Below are 22,380 nucleotides of genomic sequence, written 5' to 3'. Positions count from 1 at the left end.
AGGCGATTTCTATAATTAGAACAAAACCTTTTATTAATTTATCAGATTTGTAATCATAGTAGTCTCATGATCATGTGTTTTAGATAGTCCTTACGAATAATTAGATTCCTACTTCAAATTTAATTCAACTTTGAAATCCTTGATATCAGTAGTATCAAGAATTTCAGTTCTTAGTAAAAATAATCAATATTCTCAATACATTTACAGACACACAAAAGCGCGGTTCCTGATTACTCAGAAACCGCGTCACATTAATGTTTATTGCGTTTTATTTTTAAAATATTAATAAAGAGACATATATTTATCGCGTTCCCATTGGTGAACTTGCGTGCGGAACAAAAATCAATAAATATTTGTATCTATTAAGCTATGCATAAATGTCGTAGTACCAATGTTTAACGACAATTGTTTGTATATTGACTTTCGATAATATTCGTTTGCTTTTGAAATAAATATGGTCATTAAGCGGCCGACAAAACACAGCCTGCTTTTGCGGGCTTTTCTTCTCTATTTTCTTATTACGGATAAACTTTGATATGACAAGAAAGATATGTGGGCGAATTGTGGGTAAAAAACACCTAGCAAAAGTTTGCTTAAATTTGGCATTATGTTGCTTTTTTGTTTCCACAAAGGAGACAAATATTAATGAAGAAACTTGTGGACCTCGGCATGATCCGCCAGGTATCTATGAAAAGTAATTCTGATATGATGCAAACTGCTAATGCTATAGTAATTCGACCTATTGTGGAAGAAGTGTCCGACAAGGAACCTACTAAAAGTCCTACAAAGTGTCCTACCATTAAAACACCCCCTGTTTCCTTAAAACAAAATATAAAAGATATAAACAAACGTAATAGTAATGAGAATAGTAATACTACTGAAGAGAATATTAAACAAGCTGCTTTGTTGCTCACTGGGTTCCAGAACGTTTCGTTTCTTTAACTAGCTCTTTTTATTCTGAATCAAAAACAATTCAAGAACTGTGGAAGGTTGTAAGACAGTGTAATAGAGTTGTTAATTACACAACAGGTGATAAAGCATTTACTAAAGACCAGGAGCTTACTATTGGCTTAAAAGCTATTAAAGAGTTTGTTATGAAAGTGAAGTCTGGAATAAAAATGAAGTATGGTAAATTTGCTTATTTCAATGGGATTGTAAATAACTTAATGGACAAGTTCTACTTCTATAAAGAGTTTATGGGAGTATAAAAAAGCTCCCAATCGCTAAACGTTAGAGGTCGAATAAGGGTAAATTGGGAAGAAAAGCATGCAGAGGGAGGATTCCCTACAACCGTAATACATGTTATCATATTATTAAAATTCCTAAAATTTCCTTTAAGGACAAAAAAATGAACTTAGATTTATTTATTTATTTTATGTTACAGTTCCATATGTTAGTCAATTACAACACTGTTAAGAAGGAGTATACATAATGAAAGCAACGAAACTCGTATCATTAGCAATACCTGTTCTATTATTAGTAGGTTGTGGGGTAGGAGATAAAGATTCTATCCCTAAGACTGAGGAAACTAGTAAAGCAATGTCGAAAACAGTAATATCTGAAAAACAGTATCCGTATTATATTTGTGAGCAACTGGTAGAGTTTCAATTCAAGAAGGATAAAATATTGTTAAAACTAGGAGAAGCTTCAAAAGATAATAAGAAATATAAAGATGTATTTAAAACAGCAAACAATATGGATGAAGCCTTAGACCGTATGGAGAACATAATAGTACCTGATAAATACAAAGACATTCATAAACTCGTACAAGAAGGGATAACAGATGCAAGAAAAGGAACAAAGTTAATAAAAGACGCTGATAAAGACGATGGACTGAAGATTCAAGAAGCTGTATTAAAAAGTTCTCCACATATGTCAGGTGTAGATGGAGAACAGTGGAGAGAAGCAATTTATAAGTTAAATCAGGAAACCAAAGATGCCTACGCCAAAGCACTTGATAAGAAAATGGAAGAACATACAAAGTAATAGAGTAACTTGTAATTATACATACAATCATTCAACTAATAAGGGGTAATAGAAATATGAAAGCAAAGAAACTAGTAACTTTAGCGATACCTATTATGTTATTGGCAGGTTGTGGTACCGATAAAACAGACGCAAAGCCAAAAGAAAAAATAGAGTCTAAGTCAGAAACTAAGGATAAGTTATCAAAAGAGCAGTATCCAGTTCGTATGACGAGTTTATCTTCTGAGTTAATGAATAAAATCTCTACTATAACTGAGATAGCAATGGATAAAACGAAGGACGAAAAGGATTTAGTAAAAGAGATAGTAAAAGAAGAGACTGAGTTACAAAAGATTATTTCTAAATTCGATAAGATAGAACCACCTAAAGGGTTTAAGGACTCTCATAAGGAAGTCTTAAAAGCGTTAGATTGTTATAGTAAAGCCTATGCATTACAAGTTGAAATTATAAAAGGCAAAGGAAAAGTTACAGATGAAGACAGAAACAAGTCTCAAAAGTCAATGGACTTAATAAAAGAAGGTAATGGTTATTGGAAAACTGGTTTCCAACCAATTGAAGACGCTACAGTAAAACAAGCAAACGCTCTTGGTTTCGATACAGGAGCAAAAACTGATACTCCTTCAACTTCTAAATCCGATGATGACAATGTGCAAATATCCGCAGACGGTAAAGAATTATTTGGTTCGTGGGGTAGTTACAAAGGTTCTGAGTTTCATAAAGGTTTAGACTTTAGAGAAGATAATTCATTCACGGCTTATGATGATACTGGTAAGTCTTCTTATGAAGACAACCATATGACAGGTACGTGGTTATATAATGCAGACAAGAAGCAAGTAACTATGATTCCTACTGAATTTGTTAAAGACGGTAAGAAGATAGATGCTAGACAAATGAATGCGGTAGTAGATTATACTGTTGAGTTTTTCAGAGCAGGTTCTTTAAGAATGGTAGATAGTAAAGGTAACAAAATAGAAGCAGAAAGACAGAAGTAAATATTATGTAAAAAGGGGGTTATTTCATTAGTTATGATACAGTCGGATCGTTGCAACGTATGCAACAATTGGAACAAGCAGAAGCTGCAGCTGGAGAAAGATTAGTTCTAAAAAGAGCTAACACAACTTTAGATACATGGTTGGCAGTTATTGCAGTTATTTTATTCATTCCTACTTTCACTTTTTCTTTAGTAGCATTATTGATTTATTATTTCACAAAGGAATTTTTCGCTAAAACATGCTTAGTAAAAAATATAGCTACTGGTGAAAAATTTTATGTTGATAAACAAGAATTTAAGCAATACAAGAAGGATTTTAAAGCGAAGGAAAAACAAGTTAGAAAGATATCTGATTTGAAGTAAAAAAAGAAGAAGAACATCTTTTAGTGAGGGTAAATGTTCTTCTTTTACTGCAAATTCACTTAAATTTCTTTTGCTACAATGCCTCCACCGTTTCCATGCGCATTAGAAGGCGAACCACCACCGTCACCAATATTAACATAGTCAGGTCTTGCAGGAGCTCCGCCACCATCCCCCTTATTATCAGATATCGTATCAACTTTATTTAACGCTAAATCTGGCCTTACAGGTGCTCCTCCATCTCCTTTGTTTAATGTCGAAAATCCAGTTGTTATAGATACCGCAAATGCACAACCTATTGTTGTTAAGAGGATTTTTTTTATCATCTTAATGCTCCTTTTTCCATTTGTTTTTTTCGGGCTTCTTTACCCATACGATAATACTCGACTGCTTTTTCATAGTTGTTGTCATTATAAAATTTATCAGCTAAACGATCTGTATATTCTTCAATGCAATCAAATAATTCTTCTTTTTCGAAATACGAAATTCCTGCAAAAACAGCCTTTTCCAATGCAGCTGTATTTGTATTCATTGCTTTTAAAATCATGAAACGATGTTGATACTCCTGATTTTCCAGTTGATCACAGATGTACAATCCTTTTTCTATTAATCCTTCAGCTTTTTCATATTCACCTATTTTCAAATTTTCATCCGATTCCAAATAAATTGCACGAAAATGATTTTGAGAGTGATTTGTAACTTCTGATAAATGACGAATTGCTAATTCTGATAAATTTTGATTTGCATACAGTAATCCTAAGTTATTTCGAACCATCAACACATATTTTTTATGATTAGCTTTTTGAAATACATCTAGTGCAGCATTAAATGTTTCTTCAGCTAATTCAAATTGTCTTAAATCGATACAACATAATCCAAACATATTTTCACATAAAGCAACATTAATCTCGCAATCTGGTTGCTTTATGAATTCTTCTTTTGCTTTTTTTATGCAATCAATCGCTGACATATGTTGATAAGACTGATTATAAAAATAGCCTAATCGATAATAAAATTCCGCCTGTTCCAACTTATTTGGAACATATTTCAAAAGATTTTCAGCTGTCTCAAATTGTTCTTTTGCTTCTTTATATTTTGTAACAAACATAAGATAAATGGCTTTGAAAAAGTGATAATAATATGCCAAGTATCCTTTGTTAGGAATTTCAAAAGATTCCACATTATTAAAGCTATCTTCTTTAATCGAAATCCAGTCAGTCAGCACATTATATCTGAAATTTAATAAGGCAAAATACAGTAATACATCTTCATCCAATTCTACATGATTAATATTATTGTCAATTTCTTCTTTTAGTTGCCTTGCTTTCTCCACTTGTTGCTTCAACATTGATTGATACCAAGTATCTAATAAGTGTTTGATTTGCTCTTTAGTTACTATATGTGCACTCATAACAAGCCCCCCCTATTTTCCTAAAATATTAACATAGTTCTACACATTATATATAAACTCCCTGTTTAAATTAATTGAAAAATAATTATCAGAAAATATTTTCCTAGGGAGGTAAAACTAAAAAAAACGACTCAATTAAGAGCCGGCACTTTTTATGCTTATTATTTAATTTTTACATAATAAGGACTTGCTGTAATGTAGTACACATTACCTCTACTATTTTTCACTTTATATTGTGCGGATCCGTTTGCTGTTACTTTATTAATAATAGTACATCCTAGTCCTGACTCTAAAGTACCGGCAACTTCTTTGGAGAATTCCCCCTATAGCTAGAGCCTAGCTAGGTAAACATATAAGAAAAACGAAATCATTTCGCATCTACTGTATTAAATATAATTTATAAGTAAAGGATTGTGATTATTCTTGAGCCTAAATAACGGAAAAAACTGTAACTCTGCTGCAATTCCTTGTCCTGTTCCTAGTTCGATTTCCGCTCCTTTCCCGGGTTCAGCGCCAGCTGCAATTCCACGCTTATTTTTTACTCCTTTGTCACCAAATCCACCTCCTATTCCCCTTCCGGAAAACACACTTAATATCCCGATTATGGAGTTCTTAGTTCCTGCCCAAGCAGTAGCAGGAGGAACAGCAAGAGTTCAGTTAGACTCAACAATCAGTACAGAAGTTTTTGTTGAGACAGAAGTAGTTGATCTTTTTTAAAATATAGATGCCATTACGTATCAGCTATTCCGTAATGATGTGCTGCTGACAGATACGATTGTATCTGGAAACTATGTAGGTGATCTTTCCGAGCCAAATTCGCTTTATACCTTTAACTCTACGTTTACATGGGTAGATTCCCCAAGTGATCCAGTACTCCCAACAGACCCTGTTCGTTATCGAGTTGTGGCAAATGTAGGTGAGTTTGGTGGATTGGCATTCATCGGAGCTCAAGTTAGAAATCCTGGATTTATCGGTGTGGTTTTTCCTACTGACCCTATTTAACACGAAAGGAATAAATAAAACCGACTCTGATTACAGAGCCGGTTTCTTTTGCGTTAGCGTACGTTAACATAGGAATTGCTTGCGGTGATGTAGAACGTGTTGCCTTTCGAATTGTGTACTTTGTATTGTGATGATCCATTGACAGTTACTTTTTCATCGATTTTAAACCCTAGTCCTGCATCTAAGGTACCAGCAACGTCTTTATCCTGCCAAGATGGAGAGTCATAGAAACGTAGTTTGTCCACTTTGGACACAATACGCTTTCCTGCAATCGGATTAACTGGCTCTTTCTTCTCAAACTTGATGTAAGAAGGATTGTTATATACCCATTGATTTCCTCCAAGATTTAACCAACCATCTTTTTCTCCCCACACTCGGTATGATTCTGGTTTATTTAACTGACGAATAACAGAGTAACTTGCACCTGCCCCTTTACGAAGAAAAACCCTCAACACGTTATGTGTCAAGGGTTTAAGCCTCTTAGTAAAGAGACATATATTGATCGCGTTCCCATTGGTGAACTTGCGTGCGGATCAAGCTTCACACCCTAATAACAAATCAAAATAATCACGAAACCTAAATTTATAGGGAATCTTTAAAATTTGAAACTCAAAACAAATAATATTGTTTCATTATTTCGTGGGCATTTTGTGGGTACTTTTGTGGGCACCTATTAATCAAAAAAACAAAAGAGCACAGCGTGTATATAAAGTGCTACCAACACTCTATATACCGTCCGCCTAATCACACTAGGCAAACACTTGCTGTACTCTTACGAACTATTCTACAGTACGTAAGAGCTCCTTAGCAACAGTTTGCTTACACACGGCATTCTGTTGCTTTTTTGTTTATACAAAGGGGCCTATATAATGAAGAAACGTATCGATGTTATCGCAAATGAAGTATCCTTCCACAACTTATCATCATTCACAGATGTGGAAGAACTAAATAAAACTGTACGTACATACCGTGACAATATCCATATGTCTATTAAGCGTACTGACGTACAATCTAAACTAATTACATTACTTGAAATTTTAAAACGCCACAGCTGCAAATATGTAGGCGTTAGTTTCCTATGTAAAAATAGAATCGCTGAAAAAATGGAAGTTTCATATAAAACTGTACAACGTTTAATGAAGAAACTTGTGGATTTAGAGATGATTAAGCAAGTTTCTATGAAGCGTAAAAAAGATATGCTTCAAACTTCTAATGCTATTATCATTCAACCAATTGTGGAAGAAGTGTCCGACAAGGTAGTGGTAAAAAGTCCTACAAAGTGTCCTACCATTAAAACAACCCCTGTTTCCTTAAAACAAAATATAAAAGATAAAAACAAACGTAATAGTAATGAAAATATCACTACACCTGAAGAAAAAATTAAAGAAGCTGATTTTGTTGCCCATTGGGTACCAGAACGTTTTATTTCTCTAGTTAGCTCTTTCTATTCTGAATCTAAAACAATTCAAGAACTGTGGAAGGTCGTAAGACAGTGTAATAAAACTACTAACTTCTCTACAGGTGATAAAGCATTTACTAAAGACCAGGAGCTTACTATAGGCTTAAAAGCTATTAAAGAGTTTGTTATGAAAATTAAATCCGGAGCAACAATGAATAAGGGTAAATTCGCTTACTTCAACGGTATTGTAAATAACTTAATGGATAAGTTCTACTTTGATAGTGAGTTTATGGGAGCATAAAAAAAGCCCCCAAACACTAAATGTTCGGGGGCGAATAAGGGTAAATTTGGAAGAAAAACATGCAGAGAGGGATTCTCTACAACCGTAATACATTTTTTCATATTGTTAAAACACTCAAAATTTCTCTTAAGGATGGAAAATCTTTATATCTTATTTATATAATTTATGCTATGGTACAATATGTTAATTAATTACAATACTTTCTAAAAGGAGGATACATAATGAAAGCAAAGAAACTAGTAAGTTTAGCACTTCCAATCATGTTACTAGGGGGTTGCGGAACAGACAATATAGAGAAGAAAGCAGACACAAAGGTAGCAAAGATAGAAGTAAAAGAAGAAGACAAGGAAAAGTTATCGAACGAAGCATACCCTTCTCGTATGTCAAACTTACATTATGAGTTAAAGTTGAAGATGGAAGAACTAACTGAAGTATCAAAAGGAAAAGACAAGGATGTAAAAGAGCAAAACAAGAAAATCTTAAAAAGTGCAGATGAGTTACAAGAAATATATGTTAAGTTTTACAAGATAGACCCACCAAAAGAGTTTGAAGAACAACACAAATCTGTTTTAAAAGCAATAGACTGTTATAAAGAAGCGATTGACACACAATTAAGTCTAGCAAAAAGTGGTTCTGTAACAAAGAATAAGACAGAGCAATTAAAAGACTTAATGTACAAAGGTAATGACTACTTAGAAAAAGGTATGAAACCAATTGAGGAAGCTGTAGAACATACCAAAAGACCTGACGCTATCCCTTTATCAAAAGACGGTAAAGAAATAGTAGGTGAATGGGGTAGTTATGTTGGTGATAAATTCACTAAAGGAACAGAGTTCCGTCAAGATGGTACATACACTATATTTGATGATGTAGACAACACACCTTATGAGAACTCACATATGGATGGAAAATGGTCTTACAATGGAGACACGAGAGAAATGACATTGACAATAGACGAATATGTAAAAGACGGCAAAAAGGCTGAACCTGGTGAAATGAAACAATCTATGACCTATAAAATGGAGAACTTTACTGATACGGGATACAAGATGGTAGGAGACGATGGTAGCGTGATGCGTCAAGTAAAACGTAGGTAATAGTCAATAACAGTATTCAAACAAAGGAGTTTTACATATGGGACGAAAAATACTAGTGTTCGTAATCATAGTTCCTGCTCTCTTTTTCGCTCTTGCAGGGGCAATAGCTAGTTTAGGAACTGGGGAAACATCGGTAGTGGCTAGAGTAATGTCCATAGCAGTACCTATTCTTCTACTAACATGGATAATAAAGAGATACACGAATAAGAAAAAGAAGTCTAACAACATTGCAGTAAGCGAAAGGGTATTTGAGACAGACGAAGAAGGTAGACTAACGAGTAAAACAGATTACGTTTTAAAAGTACAAAACATATCTATGGTTTGGGTACAAGCACAAAATAAATTCAGTGAGTTAGAAAAGAAAGACCCTACATTCCTTAACACACACGATGAATTAAAGCAAGTAGTAAGTGAAATGAAGTCAGCAAACAAGAAATTAAGAGAAATTAAACCACCAGTAGAGTACGATAACTTGCAATCAGAGTTATCTCAATCTCTATATACTTTTGATAAAGGTCTAGACATAATGGTAGAGGGGTTTACAACATTAGATGAAACAAAGATTAATAAGTCAGGTGAACTGATTGATGAAGGTAGTGACGGTCTTATGGAGTCACTTGGAGTTATTTTAAGCTTAACAAAATCGTAAAACGAATAATAAGAAACCAAACAAAGGGGTATATAACAATGAAACGTAAACTATTAGCAGTAGCATTACCAATTATGTTAGTAGCAGGGGTAGGTTGTTCAAAAGACGCTTCTGAAAGTAAAACTGACAGTCTAGAAGTAGCGGAGACTGATAATCAAGAAGTATCAAATAGTAAAGCAGAAAAAGAGTACAAGTCAAAATTAAACTCTTTAATGAAAGATATAACTAAAGAGTCACTAGTATTAAAAGAAGTCATAACTAGTGATAAATCAATAAAAGAAAAAGAAGAAGAGTATAGAGAGAAGTCTAAGGCTTTGTTGGAAATAACTGATAAAGTAATTGAGTTAGACCCAGGTAAGAAGTATAACGACGTACAAAATACGGTAAAAGACGCTATGTATGAGTTAAAAGGTGGAATAAGTTCAACGAAAAACGGCTTAATCATGAAAGATAAGGGTGTCGTACAGCAAGGTGCAGACTCGTTTACGAAAGCATCTGATTTACTATTAGAAGCAGATAAAAAGATGAAAAACATAAAGTAGTAACAAGGGGGACTATGTCAATGAAACGTAAAATATTAGCAGTTGCATTACCAATTACTCTAGCTTTAGGGGTAGGTTGCAGTAAAGACAATGTAGAAGAAAAGAAGACTGATAGTTTAAAAGTAGTAGTAGATTATTAAACTTCTATACTTGACTTAAGTAAAGCGTTAGAAAGCAAATTATCTACAGAAGAATTAAAAGAGTTATTTATGAATGCTAAAGTTTAATACATAGTAAAAAAGCCGACTCAATTAAGAGCCGGTTTCTTTTATGTTAACGTACGTTTACGTATGCATCACTAGCTGTAATGTAGTACGTATTCCCTTTCGAATTGTGTACTTTGTATTGTGGTGATCCATTGACATTTACTTTTTCATCGATTGTAAACCCTAGTCCTGCATCTAAAGTACCAGCCACGTCTTTATCATGCCAAGATGGAGAATTATAGAAACGTAGGTCATTTACTTTGGATACAACGCGTTTTCCTACAATTGGATTAACTGGCTCTTTCTTCTCAAACTTGATGTAAGAAGGATTGTTATATACCCACTGATTTCCTCCAAGATTTAACCAACCATCTTTTTCTCCCCACACTCGGTATGATTCTGGTTTATTTAACTGACGAATAACAGAGTAACTTGCACCTGCCCCTTTACAAAGAAAAACCCTCAACACGTTATGTGTCAAGGGTTTAAGCCTCTTAGTAAAGAGACATATATTGATCGCGTTCCCATTGGTGAACTTGCGTGCGGAACATATCCCACTCAATTTCTTTCGCTTCGATGAAGTGCTCAAGTAAATGTTCACCTAATGCACCACATACAATTTCGTTAGATTGTAGTGTAACTAACGCTTGTGCTAATGTTGCTGGTAAGTCAACGATACCTGCTTCTTCACGTTCTTCTTTAGTCATTACATAGATGTTACGATCCACTGCAGCTGGCGGAGTTAATTTATTTTTAATTCCGTCAAGACCTGCTGCTAATAATGTTGCCATTACTAAATATGGGTTTGCAGCTGGGTCAACACTACGTACTTCTACACGTGTACTGATACCGCGAGATGCTGGAATACGCACTAATGGACTACGGTTTTGTGCAGACCATGCTACGTAACAAGGCGCTTCATATCCAGGTACTAAACGTTTGTAAGAGTTTACAGTTGGGTTAGCTACCGCTGTAAATGCCGGGGCATGTTTTAAAATACCTGCGATAAAGTGACGCGCATCATCACTTAATTGTAATTCACCATTTTGATCGTAGAATACGTTTTCTCCATTTTTGAATAGAGATAAGTTACAGTGCATACCAGAACCGTTCACTCCGAATAATGGTTTCGGCATAAATGTTGCGTGTAAACCGTGTTTACGAGCGATTGTTTTTACAACAAGTTTGAATGTTTGAATGTCATCACATGAACGAAGTGCATTCGCATATTTAAAATCAATTTCGTGCTGTCCTGGTGCAACTTCATGGTGAGATGCTTCAATTTCAAAACCCATTTCTTCAAGTTCAAGAACGATATCACGACGACAGTTTTCCCCTAGATCCATCGGCGCAAGGTCGAAGTATCCACCGTTATCGTTTAGTTCTAATGTTGGATTTCCTTTTTCATCAACTTTGAATAAGAAGAACTCCGGTTCCGGTCCAAGGTTGAATTCTGTAAATCCTAGTGCTTCCATTTCTTTTAACATACGTTTTAAATTGTTACGTGGGTCACCTTCAAATGGAGTGCCATCAGCATTGTAGATATCGCAGATTAAACGAGCTACTTTACCTTTTTCAGCAGTCCAAGGGAATACTACCCAAGTATCTAAGTCTGGATATAAGTACATGTCAGACTCTTCAATACGAACAAATCCTTCAATTGAAGATCCATCAAACATCATTTTGTTATCTAGAGCTTTCGTTAACTGACTAACTGGAATCTCTACGTTTTTAATAATCCCTAAAAGATCCGTAAATTGTAGACGGATATATTTTACATTCTCTTCTTTCGCTAAACGAAAAATATCTTCTTTTGTGTACTTTGCCATTATATATTCCTCCTTAGTCCCTCTAAACACCTTCAGAATCAGTAATCTTTAGTGAAAAAACCTTGAAATATCACCTTGCCGTAATGAAGTTCGATTGAATCTACCTGTATGTTGCAATTCATCTCGAAGAATTTTACGAAGCTCGGATTTTGAAATTTCTTTCGTTTCTTCTTTTACTTTCACTGCTTCTGTTTGATTTTCTTTCATTTGTAACACTTGTTTAATACCAGCCATATTTAAGCCTTGATCTAACAAATCTTTAATTTCTAACAACTTATCTACATCATTAAATGAAAACAATCTACGATTTCCCTTTGTACGGGTTGGGAAAATTAAATTGTGCTCTTCATAGTAGCGAATTTGACGAGCAGATAATTGTGTTAAATCCATTACAATACCAATAGGAAACAGCGGGGCAGAACGTCTATCTTCTTTCATTGTTTCAGTTCCTCCTTCGCCTTAACTGTTTCTCATTTTATATCATGTTATGTTTGATGTCAACAGATGTTAGCTTTTCTAACATGGTTTTTTTATAAATTTTTTCATTCTTTTTTAAAATGGCATAAATACCTTCTTCTATACAAAAAAGCTGCCGAAATCGACAGCTTTCCCTTACGAAATTGTTAATAGATTTTTTTCAATTAACGCATCGATCGCAGAACAAATCGCAATCTTCACGTGAGAATAAGTTAATCCACCTTGCACATAGGCAACATACGGAGGACGAATTGGACCATCTGCTGATAGCTCAATACTTGCACCTTGAATAAACGTACCTGCAGCCATAATGACATCATCTTCATAACCTGGCATATAGCTTGGATACGGTGTAAAGTGAGAATTAATTGGAGATGCGTATTGAATTGCTTGGCAAAATGCAATCATACGCTCTTTGTCATCAAATTGAACAGACTGAATTAAATCTGTTCTTGCAGCATTCCAAGTTGGTGATGTATTCATTCCTAACTTTTCTAAAAATGCAGCTGTAAAGACCGCCCCTTTTAACGCTTGACCAGCAACATGAGGAGCTAAGAAGAAACCTTGATACATTTCTTGTAAGCTATATAAAGATGCCCCTGCTTCTGCTCCAATACCTGGAGATGTTAAACGATATGCACAAGCTTCTACATATTGTTCTTTCCCAACAATGTAGCCACCTGTTTTTACAATTCCACCACCCGGGTTTTTAATTAGAGACCCTGCCATTAAATCTGCCCCGACATGGCACGGTTCTAACTCTTCAACAAATTCTCCGTAGCAGTTATCTACAAATACAACAACATCTGATTTAATCTCTTTTACAAAAGAAATCATCTCTTTAATTTCTGCAATTGTAAATGACGGACGAGTCGCATACCCTTTTGAACGCTGAATACCAATCATTTTCGTATTTTCCTGAATAGCTGCTTCTACAGCTTTAAAGTCAACGCGTCCTTCCGCCGTTAACGGTACAGCATTATAACCAATGTTATATTCTTTAAAAGAACCAACACCTTTCCCGCGCACACCAACAATCTCTTCTAATGTGTCATATGGCTTCCCTGTTATATATAATAATTCGTCACCAGGGCGCAAAATACCAAATAAAGCTGTTGAAATCGCATGTGTACCTGAAATAATTTGCGGACGAACAAGCCCTGCTTCTGCTCCAAATACATCAGCATACACCTTTTCTAATGTGTCACGACCGATGTCATCATAGCCATAACCTGTTGTTGGAATAAAGTGTGAATCACTAATTTTATGTTTACGAAAACTTTCTAATACACGAAATTGATTACTTTCAATTATTGTATCAATACGTTTATGTACACCGGTAATTTGTTCTTCTACTTCTTTTACAATAGGAGCAATTCTTTCTCCATTTTTCAAACGATCAAACATTTTTATTCTCTTCTCCTTTTTCCACTAAAAATCTCTTTAACTGTCCATTCAGCGGTGAATGAGCAAATATATAACCTGTACACTCATACAAGAATCCATCTTCTTTAAATTCCATCCCAGTTAATACCGTTTCTGTTTTTAAAAGCGTTAATAATCTACCTTCACTCGGAGGAATCATGACCTTATACGATTCCATCTCTTCCATCATCTTCGTTTCTACCGATTCTTTCAAGCTTAATAGATCCGTTTCTTCAAAAGCACTTGTCATAAGAAAATCATTTTTTGGAAACGGAATAAAATTTTGATGTAATCTATCCTTCTTATTGTAAACCGTAATAATCGGAATGTGGTCAATTTCAAGGTCTTGTAGTAATTTTTTCACCGTCTGTTCATGACCTACATAATTTGGATCTGCAGAATCAACGACATGTAAAATCACATCCGCTTCCCTCGCTTCTTCCAGTGTAGAGCGAAACGCAGCAACCAATGATGTTGGTAAATCTTGAATAAACCCCACCGTATCAGTTAATAGCACCGTATATCCACACGGCAATTGCATTTTTCTTGTTGTTGGATCTAACGTCGCAAACAGCAAATTTTCTTCAAATGTATCTGCTTCTGTTAATCTGTTAAATAACGTCGATTTCCCAGCATTTGTATACCCAATTAACGAAACTTGAAATACTTGATTATCCTTTCGGCGCTCACGATATCTTTTCCGGTGCTCCACAACAATCGCTAACTGCTTCTTAATCTCATCAATACGAGAGCGAATGTGACGACGATCTGTTTCTAGCTTCGTTTCACCAGGACCTCTCGTACCAATCCCGCCTCCAAGACGTGATAGCGCTAGCCCTTGCCCCATAAGACGTGGCATCGTGTATTGTAGCTGAGCTAATTCCACTTGAAGCTTACCTTCTCTTGATTTCGCACGCTGAGCAAAAATATCCAATATTAGTTGCGTTCGATCGATTACTCTCGCATCTAACATAGCTGATAAATTGCGAATTTGGCTCGGTGTTAATTCATTATTAAATATAATAACAGCTGGTTCTAATTCTTCCGTCAGCGCTGCAAGTTCTTCTAATTTCCCCTTACCTATGTAAGTAGCAGGGTGAAATTTCGGACGTTTTTGCGTTGTAGATACCAAAACTTCTGCACGTGCCGTCTTCGCTAGCGATGCGAGTTCTTTCATGGAATGCATAAACCGTTCATCATCATCTTGTGGCAATTGACAGCCAACTAATATGACTTTTTCTTTTTCTTCCATCAAATATGTTCACTCACCCTTTTCGAAAATTAAACCTTCTAATATAATAGCAGAGGAAGCACATTTCATCTAGTTAGCGAGGGAGAAAATTCATGGCATGGGAGATTTTTAGCATCATCGGTACAATTGCCTTCGCACTCAGCGGAGCTATTGTCGCAATGGAAGAAGATTACGATATTTTCGGGGTATATATTTTAGGGATGGCAACTGCCTTTGGAGGAGGTGCCCTTCGTAATTTATTAATCGGCTATCCAATCGGCGCTTTTTGGCAACAAGACATGTTATTTCAAATTGCACTTTTATCAATGACGATTATCTTTCTATTTCCAAATAAATTAATTAAACATTGGAAAAGATGGGAGAACATCACAGATGCTATCGGCTTATCAGCATTCGCTGTACAAGGAGCACTTTATGCACAAAAGCTCAACTTACCTATTAGCGCTACAATTGTTGCAGCTGTTTTAACAGGGATTGGCGGTGGTATCATTCGTGATTTATTAGCACGCCGCAAACCTCTCGTCCTTCGCGCAGAAGTATATGCATTTTGGACGATTTTAGCAGGATTTTTAATTGGTGCCAAGATTATTGTCAGTGACTGGGCTCTATACACCTTATTTATTTTTATTGTTTGCTTCCGCATGATTTCCATTCATTACAAATGGCATTTACCGCACAGACGCTTAGAGAATAAAGAGCGTTCCTTGCATAAATAGTAAATTCACCTCTTTACATGACGTAAAGAGGTTTTTCTTTTCCAACGTTTTTTTCTGTTCAGAGTGTCCATACTAAACTTTAAAGCGAGGTGAACATAATGACAAACCACGTAAACAAAGGCGCTCAAAAAAGCTCAGTTAACCAAATTAGCTTCGACCCAAAATCCGCCCATGAAAAAAGCAAAAAGATGGAGCGATATCATAGGGCATATCAACAAAAAGCTAAAGAAGAATAGAGGTGATAAAGAATGGCAAAAGGAAACAACAACCGCAATCGCGGACAAAGTAGTAGCGTTAATCCACAAGGACTTGCATCAGATGTAGCTGATACAAGTCCAAAAAGCAAATTAGAACAACGAGCAAAAACAAAAAATACAAAATAGAATACGATGCATTACGTTTCTCTTCCATAATAAAGTAAACGCACAGTTTATGAACTGTGCGTCTCTTCTTCAAGCGTTAAATCACTACTTGATATCCCAATTAAATCATACTTATCGTATGCATCCTCTTGCAATAAGCGCATTGCCTGTGTACGAATGGATTTCTCAACAATATTCCGGACATAGCGTCCATTACTAAATGATGTAATTTGTGATGAATATTTCACCGCATGTAAATGATCACGGAATTTCCATTCCGCCTCTTTTGATAATTGATATTCTCGTTCATCATACATTCTCTTTCCAATTTCAAGCAACTGATTCACTGTATAATCCGCAAACTCAATAATAAATGGAAAACGCGATTGCAAACCTGGATTTAAAGAAAGGAAATGATTCATCTCTCTTGAATATCCCGCTAAAATCAAAACAAATCCATGTTGCTTATCTTCCATATGTTTGACAAGCGTATCAATCGCTTCTTTTCCAAAATCTTTCTCTCCACCACGCGCTAGCGAATACGCTTCATCAATGAACAATATTCCACCCATGGCTTTTTTAATTAAATCTCTTGTTTTTTGTGCTGTATGCCCAATATATTCTCCCACAAGATCCGCGCGTTCCGCTTCGACTAAATGCCCTTTTGATAAAATGTTCATCTCAAATAATAATTTCCCAATCATTCTTGCGACAGTTGTTTTCCCCGTTCCTGGATTTCCTTTAAATAACATATGAAGCACTTGCTTTTCTGACTTTAAGCCAATTTCTTGCCTTTTCTTATTTACATAAATCCATGCATAAATTTCTTTTATGATTTTTTTTATATCTTCCATTCCAACAAGTTTACCCATTTCTTCCTCAATCCGCTGCAGCATCTCATGCTTCGTAGACGTTTCACTTGAAATTACCGATTTCTTTTCTGGAGCAGGTACTGAAATTTTTTTTCGGTGATTTAACACAATATTAATTTGATTATTATTTTTCTTTCGCATCGATTGTTCCATACAATCACCTCTTTTTATCGACTCACCAAAAAATATCATTAATTTTTCCACTTCCCATACAAATAACTGTTTTCAGAAAAATTTGTTATAATATAAGAAAAAAACAGGGTGGTGGGAATATGGAAACAAAGGAAATTCATGATACGGTACAAGCTTTTTCTTCCTTTTTATTAAATAAAGGAAGAAAACCTTCAACCATTAAACGTTACGTCTATGATATTGAAGATTTTGGGCATTGGTTAGAAAGAAATAAAAAACTTTCCTCTAGTAATATATGGGCTACACTTTGTACAAAAGACTATGAAGATTATTTTTCCGACTTAAAAAAGAAACGGCATTACTCTGAAAAAACAATGCACCGTGTTTTTATTGTCTTAAATAGACTATATCAGTTTTTAAACCTCCCAAACCCATTAAAGGACATGAAACTCGTCATCCAACCTAATCGCGCGTTACGTGATGAAGATTTCATTTCAAAAGAGGACGAAAAACGCTTAAAACATACTCTGACTTCATTAGAAGGATTATCAGAGAAACAACGCCCTGTCCGTCCATTACTAATGGATCGTAATATTTCTATTGTAAATTTACTCATTGACTACGGCTTATCCCTACAAGAACTTGTATCATTAAATATGCATCACGTTCATTTTGAAACGAATACAATTTCCATTCCAGCAGTAGCAGGTGTTGAAAGAACCATTGATTTAACTCACGACGACAAACAACAACTATATAACTATTACAAAAAAATCCCTGAACCAGTTCGTCCCAAATACCATAGTGATGACCCGCTATTTGTGGCATTTGATTTCAACCGTAACACATATCGGTGGGTGTACGAAAATGATGCTCCAAAAGCACTAACAGAAATAGCCGTCCAAAAAATGATTCGTCTTGAGGTGGCACGGGCAAATTTACGGAAAGGCATTTCCGGCCAACACTTTCGAAATACATTTATTTTACGGTTAATTAAACAGCACATCCCAGAGCAAGAAATCATGAAACGCGTTGGTTTCAAATCAAAAATTTCATTAAAAAGGTATTATCAATATGCAAAACAAAAAGAAAACGCCTTATAAATGGGCGTTTTTACTATTTTTCACATAAACTGCCCGTTTCCCTATTCCTTTTTATCTTTAACTTGCATCTACTATGATAGGTTTTTCACCATCTCAATTAGAAAGGAGCATTTTAATGTCTTATTTTAATGATAACCAAAAAAAGATTTCAAAACCGTATTTTCCAACACAACCTCATCGTATTCCGACAGTCCATTATACCCCTATTCCTAAATTATACGCGAATCTTTTTTCCGATACTTTAAGTGACCTAACTAATATTATTCCAGCTGTATTTTCCAATCCAACAGAATCTAACACAAAAGAACTTATAACCTTATTAGAAATAATAAAGGGGTTCCTGGAACGTTTAAACTTAACGCTTACACAGCGAGAAGCTGGCATTGCAATTGTCGAAAATTTAATTACTATTTTGGATAATCAACCTTTTGTAGCAAATGCAACATATATTGAATTACAAAACCTACTCAACTTTTCACTGTATATCACTAAATTATTTAGAATCAATCATCTTGTGTTCCAAAAAATCATCATGCAAATAGAAAATTTACAAATTACTTTACTACAAATTGCGTCAATTGAAATGACTGGACCTCAAGGCGAACAAGGATCTCAAGGTGAACAAGGGTTTCAGGGCGAACAGGGACCTCAGGGCGAACAGGGACCTCAGGGCGAACCAGGACCTCAAGGCGAACCAGGACCTCAAGGCGAACCAGGACCTCAAGGCGAGCAAGGACTTCACGGCGAACAAGGTATTCAAGGCGAGCAAGGGCCTCAAGGCGAGCAAGGGCCTCAAGGCGAACAAGGACCTCAGGGCGAACCAGGACCTCAGGGCGAACAAGGACTTCACGGCGAACCAGGACCTCAGGGCGAACCAGGACCTCAGGGCGAACAAGGACCTCAGGGCGAACCAGGACCTCAAGGCGAACCAGGACTTCACGGCGAACAAGGACCTCAAGGCGAGCAAGGACCTCAGGGCGAACAGGGACCTCAGGGCGAACAAGGTATTCAAGGCGAGCAAGGGCCTCAGGGCGAACAAGGGCCTCAGGGCGAACAAGGGCCTCAGGGCGAACAAGGGCCTCAGGGCGAACAAGGGCCTCAGGGCGAACAAGGACCTCAAGGCGAACCAGGACCTCAGGGCGAACAGGGACCTCAGGGCGAACCAGGACCTCAGGGCGAACAAGGGCCTCAGGGCGAACAAGGGCCTCAGGGCGAACAAGGACTTCACGGCGAACAAGGACCTCAAGGCGAGCAAGGGCTTCAAGGCGAGCAAGGGCCTCAAGGCGAACAAGGACCTCAAGGCGAACAAGGACCTCAAGGCGAACAGGGACCTCAAGGCGAACAGGGACCTCAAGGCGAACAAGGACCTCAAGGCGAACAGGGACCTCAAGGCGAACAAGGACCTCAAGGCGAGCAAGGGCTTCAGGGCGAACAGGGACCTCAAGGCGAACAAGGACCTCAAGGCGAACAAGGACCTCAAGGCGAGCAAGGGCTTCAAGGCGAACAAGGACCTCAAGGCGAGCAAGGACCTCAGGGCGAACAGGGACCTCAGGGCGAACAAGGTATTCAAGGCGAGCAAGGGCCTCAGGGCGAACAAGGGCTTCAAGGCGAGCAAGGGCCTCAGGGCGAGCAAGGTATTCAAGGCGAGCAAGGGCCTCAGGGCGAGCAAGGTATTCAAGGCGAGCAAGGGCCTCAGGGCGAGCAAGGTATTCAAGGCGAGCAAGGGCCTCAGGGCGAGCAAGGTATTCAAGGCGAGCAAGGGCCTCAGGGCGAACAAGGTATTCAAGGCGAGCAAGGGCCTCAGGGCGAACAAGGGCCTCAGGGCGAGCAAGGGCTTCAGGGCGAGCAAGGTATTCAAGGCGAGCAAGGGCCTCAGGGCGAACAAGGGCTTCAGGGCGAGCAAGGGCCTCAGGGCGAACAAGGTATTCAAGGGGAGCGAGGACCTCAGGGAGAACAAGGTATTCAAGGGGAGCGAGGACCTCAGGGAGAACAAGGTATTCAAGGGGAACGAGGACCTCAAGGGTTTAGTTTTCCAGTAACTACAGCCGTACTTAAAAATACACTTCCACAAACTATAAAACCTAATCAAAACATCCAGTTCAATCTTATCTCAAACATAAATAACATACATTTCGATGCAACAGATACAATCACAATCCTTGAAGATGGTGTATATGTCATTGACTTTTCAGCTTCAACAATATTTTCGGGGTCAGCTCCCTTCGGCTTTGGAATTTCCATTAATGGCAACATACCTTCAGATAACTTTTCAGCAAACACAATTGGAAGTTCAATTACATTTTCAACAATTGAAACTTTAAAATCCAGAACTACGATTACTATTCAATCTACCACTAATACAATCACTATTCCCGAGACAGGTGATACCACTGTTAGACTCTCTATTTTCCGCATTCATTAAAGAATCTCTAAAATATATAAATAAAAAAAGAGCGAATCACTCGCTCTTTTTTGCTATGTACAATTCTTTACTACTCTAATTCAATTGAAACGTTTTTTTGTGGAACAAATGTAGAAATAGCATGTTTATAAATAAGCTGTTGCTTACCTTCTGTTTCCAATAAAACTGTAAAGTTATCAAAACCTTTAATTAATCCACGAAGCTGGAAACCATTTAATAAGTACAGCGTCACAAACGTATTTTCTTTACGGAGTTGATTTAAAAACTGATCTTGAATATTGATTGATTGCTTCATGTCGAATCCTCCTCTTTTTCTCTACTTACTTATTATTCGACTTTAATTGTAGCTTTCCTTCTATGTACCGCAAAATTTCTGCTGTTTTTTCACCATCGGTCACATCAAACCATGTAACATCCATCTTATTACGGAACCATGTTAGTTGACGCTTTGCATAGCGACGCGAATTTGTTTTTAATTGCATTATCGCTTCTTCTAGCGAAACATGCCCTTCAAAATAATTATATAATTCTTTGTAACCAATCGCTTGAATAGATTGACAGTCCCTGACTCCATTTTCGTATAAATCCTTCACTTCTTGCAGCAATCCTTGTTTGACCATAAGATCAACACGCAAGTTGATGCGATCATATAACATTCCGCGATCCATAGTCAAGCCGATTAGCGAAACATCATATAACAACTCATTTTCTTGCTTTTCAAGTTGATCACTCATCTTCTGCCCCGTTGTATGAAAAATTTCCAAAGCACGAATGACACGCCTTACATTATTCATATGAATGCGACTTGCACTTTCTGGATCTACCTCTCGCAGCTTTTCATGTACATATTCTACACCATGTTCTGTCGCTAGTTTTTCTAGTTCCTCTCGATATACAGGGTCTCCAGCTTCATCTGTAAACTGATAGTCATATAAAACTGATTGTATATAAAGGCCTGTACCACCAACAATAATCGGTAGTTTCCCACGTTCTGTAATTTCTCGAATATAACCTCGAACAAGCTCTTGAAATTCCGCTACAGAAAATGAATCTTCTGGATTTTTAATATCGATCATGTAATGCGGAATTCCTTCCATTTCTTCCATTGTTGCCTTAGCTGTCCCGATATCCATCGTACGATAAATTTGCATTGAGTCCCCGCTAATGATTTCACCATTTAACGCTTTTGCGAGATCAATGCTTAATTTTGTCTTTCCCACCGCAGTCGGTCCGATGATGACAGCAACTTTTTCACGTTGCAGTTCTCCCATATACTTCAACTCTCTTTATGTAATCTTATCCATCTGATCATTATATCCAATCTTACCAATTTTAATAGTCATAATGCAAGTTCTTTCAATACTGTAAATGAAATTCAAAAAATAAGAATGATACAGTGAACCTTTAACCAAGTAAGATCACCTTCTTCCCTCACCGATTATCCCCCTAACCAAACAGGCTTTTATAAAGTTTCTCGCCTCCCTCTAAATCTTGAGATGAGGACCTTACTCCCTAAATGGCGAGATAAATTTGACATAGTTTGTCCAATGGTACATATACATGATAAAAAATAGGATCGGAGAGGATATAATGAAAATCGGACAAGCTACGCTTAATTTTTCAACATTAACGGAAGAACTCATTTTAGAAACATCCTTAAAAGAAAAGAACTGCTCACAAGAAGAATTATATTTCGCTTTAAGCTGCTTACTACGTTCCTTTCATACATTATTGGACAATCAAACTTTAGACGAACCGACTAAACAATATGCACAAACCCAATTTTGCAGTGCATATAAAATCATCACAGGCCGCACTGTATATCCATTTTAAACTCACAAAAAGG

The 22,380-nt window shown here is 36.7% G+C and carries 25 protein-coding genes and 4 pseudogenes; 18 read left to right on the top strand and 11 right to left on the bottom strand.

What is annotated here, in order from left to right:
• Positions 1-636 precede the first annotated feature (636 nt).
• The 4 genes and pseudogenes from MHH71_RS25715 to MHH71_RS25700 form a co-directional block, all read left to right on the top strand.
• A pseudogene (locus MHH71_RS25715) lies at positions 637-1,208 on the top strand (helix-turn-helix domain-containing protein); the annotation flags it as partial.
• Positions 1,209-1,431: 223 nt separating this feature from the next.
• Positions 1,432-1,986 carry a hypothetical protein gene (locus MHH71_RS25710; protein ID WP_003199265.1) on the top strand — a complete coding sequence of 185 codons (555 nt, stop codon included), beginning with the start codon at positions 1,432-1,434 and terminating at the stop codon, positions 1,984-1,986.
• Positions 1,987-2,042: 56 nt separating this feature from the next.
• Complete coding sequence (locus MHH71_RS25705) at positions 2,043-2,978, top strand: DUF7018 domain-containing (lipo)protein (protein WP_006095590.1); 936 nt, start codon at positions 2,043-2,045, stop codon at positions 2,976-2,978.
• 59 nt (positions 2,979-3,037) lie between these two features.
• Positions 3,038-3,340, top strand: a complete 303-nt coding sequence (locus MHH71_RS25700) for a hypothetical protein (RefSeq protein ID WP_003199269.1) — start codon at positions 3,038-3,040, stop codon at positions 3,338-3,340.
• A 59-nt stretch (positions 3,341-3,399) separates the two neighbouring features.
• On the opposite strand, the gene MHH71_RS25695 is transcribed toward MHH71_RS25700, so the two are convergent.
• Together MHH71_RS25695 and MHH71_RS25690 are read right to left on the bottom strand one after the other, a co-directional pair.
• Positions 3,400-3,660, bottom strand: a complete 261-nt coding sequence (locus MHH71_RS25695; RefSeq protein ID WP_033799691.1) for a hypothetical protein — start codon at positions 3,658-3,660, stop codon at positions 3,400-3,402.
• The gene (locus MHH71_RS25690) at positions 3,660-4,748 is read right to left on the bottom strand and encodes a response regulator aspartate phosphatase (RefSeq protein ID WP_003199272.1); all 1,089 of its coding nucleotides are present in this window, start codon (positions 4,746-4,748) and stop codon (positions 3,660-3,662) included. Before MHH71_RS25690 ends, MHH71_RS25695 begins: the two co-directional genes overlap by 1 nt.
• 423 nt (positions 4,749-5,171) lie before the next feature.
• Between MHH71_RS25690 and MHH71_RS25680 the strand changes: the two genes are divergently transcribed.
• Together MHH71_RS25680 and MHH71_RS25675 are read left to right on the top strand one after the other, a co-directional pair.
• Positions 5,172-5,465, top strand: coding sequence for a hypothetical protein (locus tag MHH71_RS25680; RefSeq protein ID WP_155895706.1), 294 nt, complete (start codon positions 5,172-5,174; stop codon positions 5,463-5,465).
• 39 nt (positions 5,466-5,504) lie between these two features.
• Positions 5,505-5,750: a hypothetical protein gene (locus MHH71_RS25675; protein WP_006095589.1), complete on the top strand. Its 246-nt coding sequence runs from the start codon at positions 5,505-5,507 to the stop codon at positions 5,748-5,750.
• Positions 5,751-5,803: 53 nt separating this feature from the next.
• On the opposite strand, the pseudogene MHH71_RS25670 reads toward MHH71_RS25675, so the two are convergent.
• A pseudogene (locus MHH71_RS25670) lies at positions 5,804-6,196 on the bottom strand (N-acetylmuramoyl-L-alanine amidase); the annotation flags it as partial.
• 423 nt (positions 6,197-6,619) lie between these two features.
• Between MHH71_RS25670 and MHH71_RS25665 the strand changes: the two are divergent.
• From MHH71_RS25665 to MHH71_RS25645, 5 genes are all read left to right on the top strand, one after another.
• Complete coding sequence (locus MHH71_RS25665; protein WP_003205208.1) at positions 6,620-7,450, top strand: hypothetical protein; 831 nt, start codon at positions 6,620-6,622, stop codon at positions 7,448-7,450.
• Between the two features lie 221 nt (positions 7,451-7,671).
• Positions 7,672-8,547, top strand: coding sequence for a DUF7018 domain-containing (lipo)protein (locus tag MHH71_RS25660; RefSeq protein ID WP_003205210.1), 876 nt, complete (start codon positions 7,672-7,674; stop codon positions 8,545-8,547).
• Between the two features lie 37 nt (positions 8,548-8,584).
• Complete coding sequence (locus tag MHH71_RS25655) at positions 8,585-9,196, top strand: DUF7018 domain-containing (lipo)protein (RefSeq protein ID WP_033799034.1); 612 nt, start codon at positions 8,585-8,587, stop codon at positions 9,194-9,196.
• A gap of 38 nt (positions 9,197-9,234) precedes the next feature.
• Complete coding sequence (locus tag MHH71_RS25650) at positions 9,235-9,738, top strand: DUF7018 domain-containing (lipo)protein (RefSeq protein ID WP_003205215.1); 504 nt, start codon at positions 9,235-9,237, stop codon at positions 9,736-9,738.
• A 14-nt stretch (positions 9,739-9,752) separates the two neighbouring features.
• Positions 9,753-9,878, top strand: coding sequence for a hypothetical protein (locus MHH71_RS25645; protein ID WP_255261246.1), 126 nt, complete (start codon positions 9,753-9,755; stop codon positions 9,876-9,878).
• Between the two features lie 133 nt (positions 9,879-10,011).
• On the opposite strand, the pseudogene MHH71_RS25640 reads toward MHH71_RS25645, so the two are convergent.
• The 5 genes and pseudogenes from MHH71_RS25640 to hflX form a co-directional block, all read right to left on the bottom strand.
• Positions 10,012-10,404: pseudogene (locus tag MHH71_RS25640) on the bottom strand (N-acetylmuramoyl-L-alanine amidase); the annotation flags it as partial.
• A gap of 34 nt (positions 10,405-10,438) precedes the next feature.
• The gene (gene glnA, locus MHH71_RS25635; protein WP_003203448.1) at positions 10,439-11,773 is read right to left on the bottom strand and encodes a type I glutamate--ammonia ligase; all 1,335 of its coding nucleotides are present in this window, start codon (positions 11,771-11,773) and stop codon (positions 10,439-10,441) included.
• A gap of 48 nt (positions 11,774-11,821) precedes the next feature.
• Entirely contained in the window at positions 11,822-12,211 is a 390-nt protein-coding gene (gene glnR, locus MHH71_RS25630) for a transcriptional repressor GlnR (RefSeq protein ID WP_002014475.1), read from the bottom strand.
• A 174-nt stretch (positions 12,212-12,385) separates the two neighbouring features.
• Positions 12,386-13,657 carry a methionine gamma-lyase family protein gene (locus tag MHH71_RS25625; RefSeq protein ID WP_033796336.1) on the bottom strand — a complete coding sequence of 424 codons (1,272 nt, stop codon included), beginning with the start codon at positions 13,655-13,657 and terminating at the stop codon, positions 12,386-12,388.
• Positions 13,650-14,927, bottom strand: coding sequence for a GTPase HflX (hflX, locus tag MHH71_RS25620; RefSeq protein WP_006095585.1), 1,278 nt, complete (start codon positions 14,925-14,927; stop codon positions 13,650-13,652). Before hflX ends, MHH71_RS25625 begins: the two co-directional genes overlap by 8 nt.
• Before the next feature lie 92 nt (positions 14,928-15,019).
• Between hflX and MHH71_RS25615 the strand changes: the two genes are divergently transcribed.
• Both MHH71_RS25615 and MHH71_RS25610 read left to right on the top strand, forming a co-directional pair.
• Entirely contained in the window at positions 15,020-15,643 is a 624-nt protein-coding gene (locus MHH71_RS25615; RefSeq protein ID WP_003203441.1) for a trimeric intracellular cation channel family protein, read from the top strand.
• Positions 15,644-15,891: 248 nt separating this feature from the next.
• Complete coding sequence (locus MHH71_RS25610; RefSeq protein ID WP_001051869.1) at positions 15,892-16,026, top strand: hypothetical protein; 135 nt, start codon at positions 15,892-15,894, stop codon at positions 16,024-16,026.
• 47 nt (positions 16,027-16,073) lie between these two features.
• On the opposite strand, the gene spoVK is transcribed toward MHH71_RS25610, so the two are convergent.
• On the bottom strand, positions 16,074-17,030 hold the full coding sequence (spoVK, locus tag MHH71_RS25605) for a stage V sporulation protein K (protein ID WP_018765230.1): 957 nt from the start codon (positions 17,028-17,030) through the stop codon (positions 16,074-16,076).
• Between the two features lie 119 nt (positions 17,031-17,149).
• Here spoVK and MHH71_RS25600 point away from each other — a divergent pair, with 119 nt between their 5' ends.
• The 4 genes and pseudogenes from MHH71_RS25600 to MHH71_RS30700 all read left to right on the top strand — a co-directional run bounded on the left by MHH71_RS25600 (position 17,150) and on the right by MHH71_RS30700 (position 20,534).
• Positions 17,150-18,112, top strand: coding sequence for a tyrosine-type recombinase/integrase (locus MHH71_RS25600; RefSeq protein WP_006095584.1), 963 nt, complete (start codon positions 17,150-17,152; stop codon positions 18,110-18,112).
• 73 nt (positions 18,113-18,185) lie between these two features.
• Positions 18,186-18,668 (top strand): annotated as a pseudogene (locus MHH71_RS25595) (collagen-like repeat preface domain-containing protein); the annotation flags it as partial.
• Positions 18,669-18,729: 61 nt separating this feature from the next.
• Positions 18,730-20,151, top strand: a complete 1,422-nt coding sequence (locus MHH71_RS25590) for a hypothetical protein (protein ID WP_340725563.1) — start codon at positions 18,730-18,732, stop codon at positions 20,149-20,151.
• Positions 20,037-20,534, top strand: coding sequence for a Gly-Xaa-Xaa repeat protein (locus tag MHH71_RS30700; protein ID WP_412676846.1), 498 nt, complete (start codon positions 20,037-20,039; stop codon positions 20,532-20,534). Before MHH71_RS25590 ends, MHH71_RS30700 begins: the two co-directional genes overlap by 115 nt.
• Positions 20,535-20,604: 70 nt before the next feature.
• Here the strand turns inward: MHH71_RS30700 and hfq are convergent, their stop codons facing one another.
• Positions 20,605-20,829: an RNA chaperone Hfq gene (gene hfq, locus MHH71_RS25580; RefSeq protein ID WP_000813896.1), complete on the bottom strand. Its 225-nt coding sequence runs from the start codon at positions 20,827-20,829 to the stop codon at positions 20,605-20,607.
• 25 nt (positions 20,830-20,854) lie between these two features.
• A complete protein-coding gene (miaA, locus tag MHH71_RS25575) occupies positions 20,855-21,805 on the bottom strand; it encodes a tRNA (adenosine(37)-N6)-dimethylallyltransferase MiaA (RefSeq protein ID WP_006095657.1) in 951 nt (316 codons plus the stop codon).
• Between the two features lie 325 nt (positions 21,806-22,130).
• Here miaA and MHH71_RS25570 point away from each other — a divergent pair, with 325 nt between their 5' ends.
• Positions 22,131-22,367, top strand: coding sequence for a hypothetical protein (locus MHH71_RS25570; RefSeq protein ID WP_026008523.1), 237 nt, complete (start codon positions 22,131-22,133; stop codon positions 22,365-22,367).
• The last annotated feature ends 13 nt before the right edge of the window (positions 22,368-22,380 follow it).

Source organism: Bacillus sp. FSL H8-0534 (assembly GCF_038005885.1).
GTDB classification, from domain to species: domain Bacteria; phylum Bacillota; class Bacilli; order Bacillales; family Bacillaceae_G; genus Bacillus_A; species Bacillus_A pseudomycoides.
The sequence above is the reverse complement of the archived record's forward strand: the minus strand, read 5'-3'. Positions and strand labels throughout refer to the sequence as shown.

Coding starts and splice junctions, on each gene's coding strand:
- MHH71_RS25700 (WP_003199269.1), top strand. CDS start 3,038: ATGCAACAATTGGAACAAGCAGAAGCTGCAGCTGGAGAAAGATTAGTT.
- glnA (WP_003203448.1), bottom strand. CDS start 11,773: ATGGCAAAGTACACAAAAGAAGATATTTTTCGTTTAGCGAAAGAAGAG.
- MHH71_RS25625 (WP_033796336.1), bottom strand. CDS start 13,657: ATGTTTGATCGTTTGAAAAATGGAGAAAGAATTGCTCCTATTGTAAAA.
- MHH71_RS25650 (WP_003205215.1), top strand. CDS start 9,235: ATGAAACGTAAACTATTAGCAGTAGCATTACCAATTATGTTAGTAGCA.
- MHH71_RS25610 (WP_001051869.1), top strand. CDS start 15,892: ATGGCAAAAGGAAACAACAACCGCAATCGCGGACAAAGTAGTAGCGTT.
- hflX (WP_006095585.1), bottom strand. CDS start 14,927: ATGGAAGAAAAAGAAAAAGTCATATTAGTTGGCTGTCAATTGCCACAA.
- MHH71_RS25615 (WP_003203441.1), top strand. CDS start 15,020: ATGGCATGGGAGATTTTTAGCATCATCGGTACAATTGCCTTCGCACTC.
- MHH71_RS25705 (WP_006095590.1), top strand. CDS start 2,043: ATGAAAGCAAAGAAACTAGTAACTTTAGCGATACCTATTATGTTATTG.
- MHH71_RS25690 (WP_003199272.1), bottom strand. CDS start 4,748: ATGAGTGCACATATAGTAACTAAAGAGCAAATCAAACACTTATTAGAT.
- MHH71_RS25600 (WP_006095584.1), top strand. CDS start 17,150: ATGGAAACAAAGGAAATTCATGATACGGTACAAGCTTTTTCTTCCTTT.
- spoVK (WP_018765230.1), bottom strand. CDS start 17,030: ATGGAACAATCGATGCGAAAGAAAAATAATAATCAAATTAATATTGTG.
- MHH71_RS25660 (WP_003205210.1), top strand. CDS start 7,672: ATGAAAGCAAAGAAACTAGTAAGTTTAGCACTTCCAATCATGTTACTA.
- MHH71_RS25645 (WP_255261246.1), top strand. CDS start 9,753: ATGTCAATGAAACGTAAAATATTAGCAGTTGCATTACCAATTACTCTA.
- MHH71_RS25655 (WP_033799034.1), top strand. CDS start 8,585: ATGGGACGAAAAATACTAGTGTTCGTAATCATAGTTCCTGCTCTCTTT.
- MHH71_RS25665 (WP_003205208.1), top strand. CDS start 6,620: ATGAAGAAACGTATCGATGTTATCGCAAATGAAGTATCCTTCCACAAC.
- MHH71_RS25710 (WP_003199265.1), top strand. CDS start 1,432: ATGAAAGCAACGAAACTCGTATCATTAGCAATACCTGTTCTATTATTA.
- glnR (WP_002014475.1), bottom strand. CDS start 12,211: ATGAAAGAAGATAGACGTTCTGCCCCGCTGTTTCCTATTGGTATTGTA.
- miaA (WP_006095657.1), bottom strand. CDS start 21,805: ATGGGAGAACTGCAACGTGAAAAAGTTGCTGTCATCATCGGACCGACT.
- hfq (WP_000813896.1), bottom strand. CDS start 20,829: ATGAAGCAATCAATCAATATTCAAGATCAGTTTTTAAATCAACTCCGT.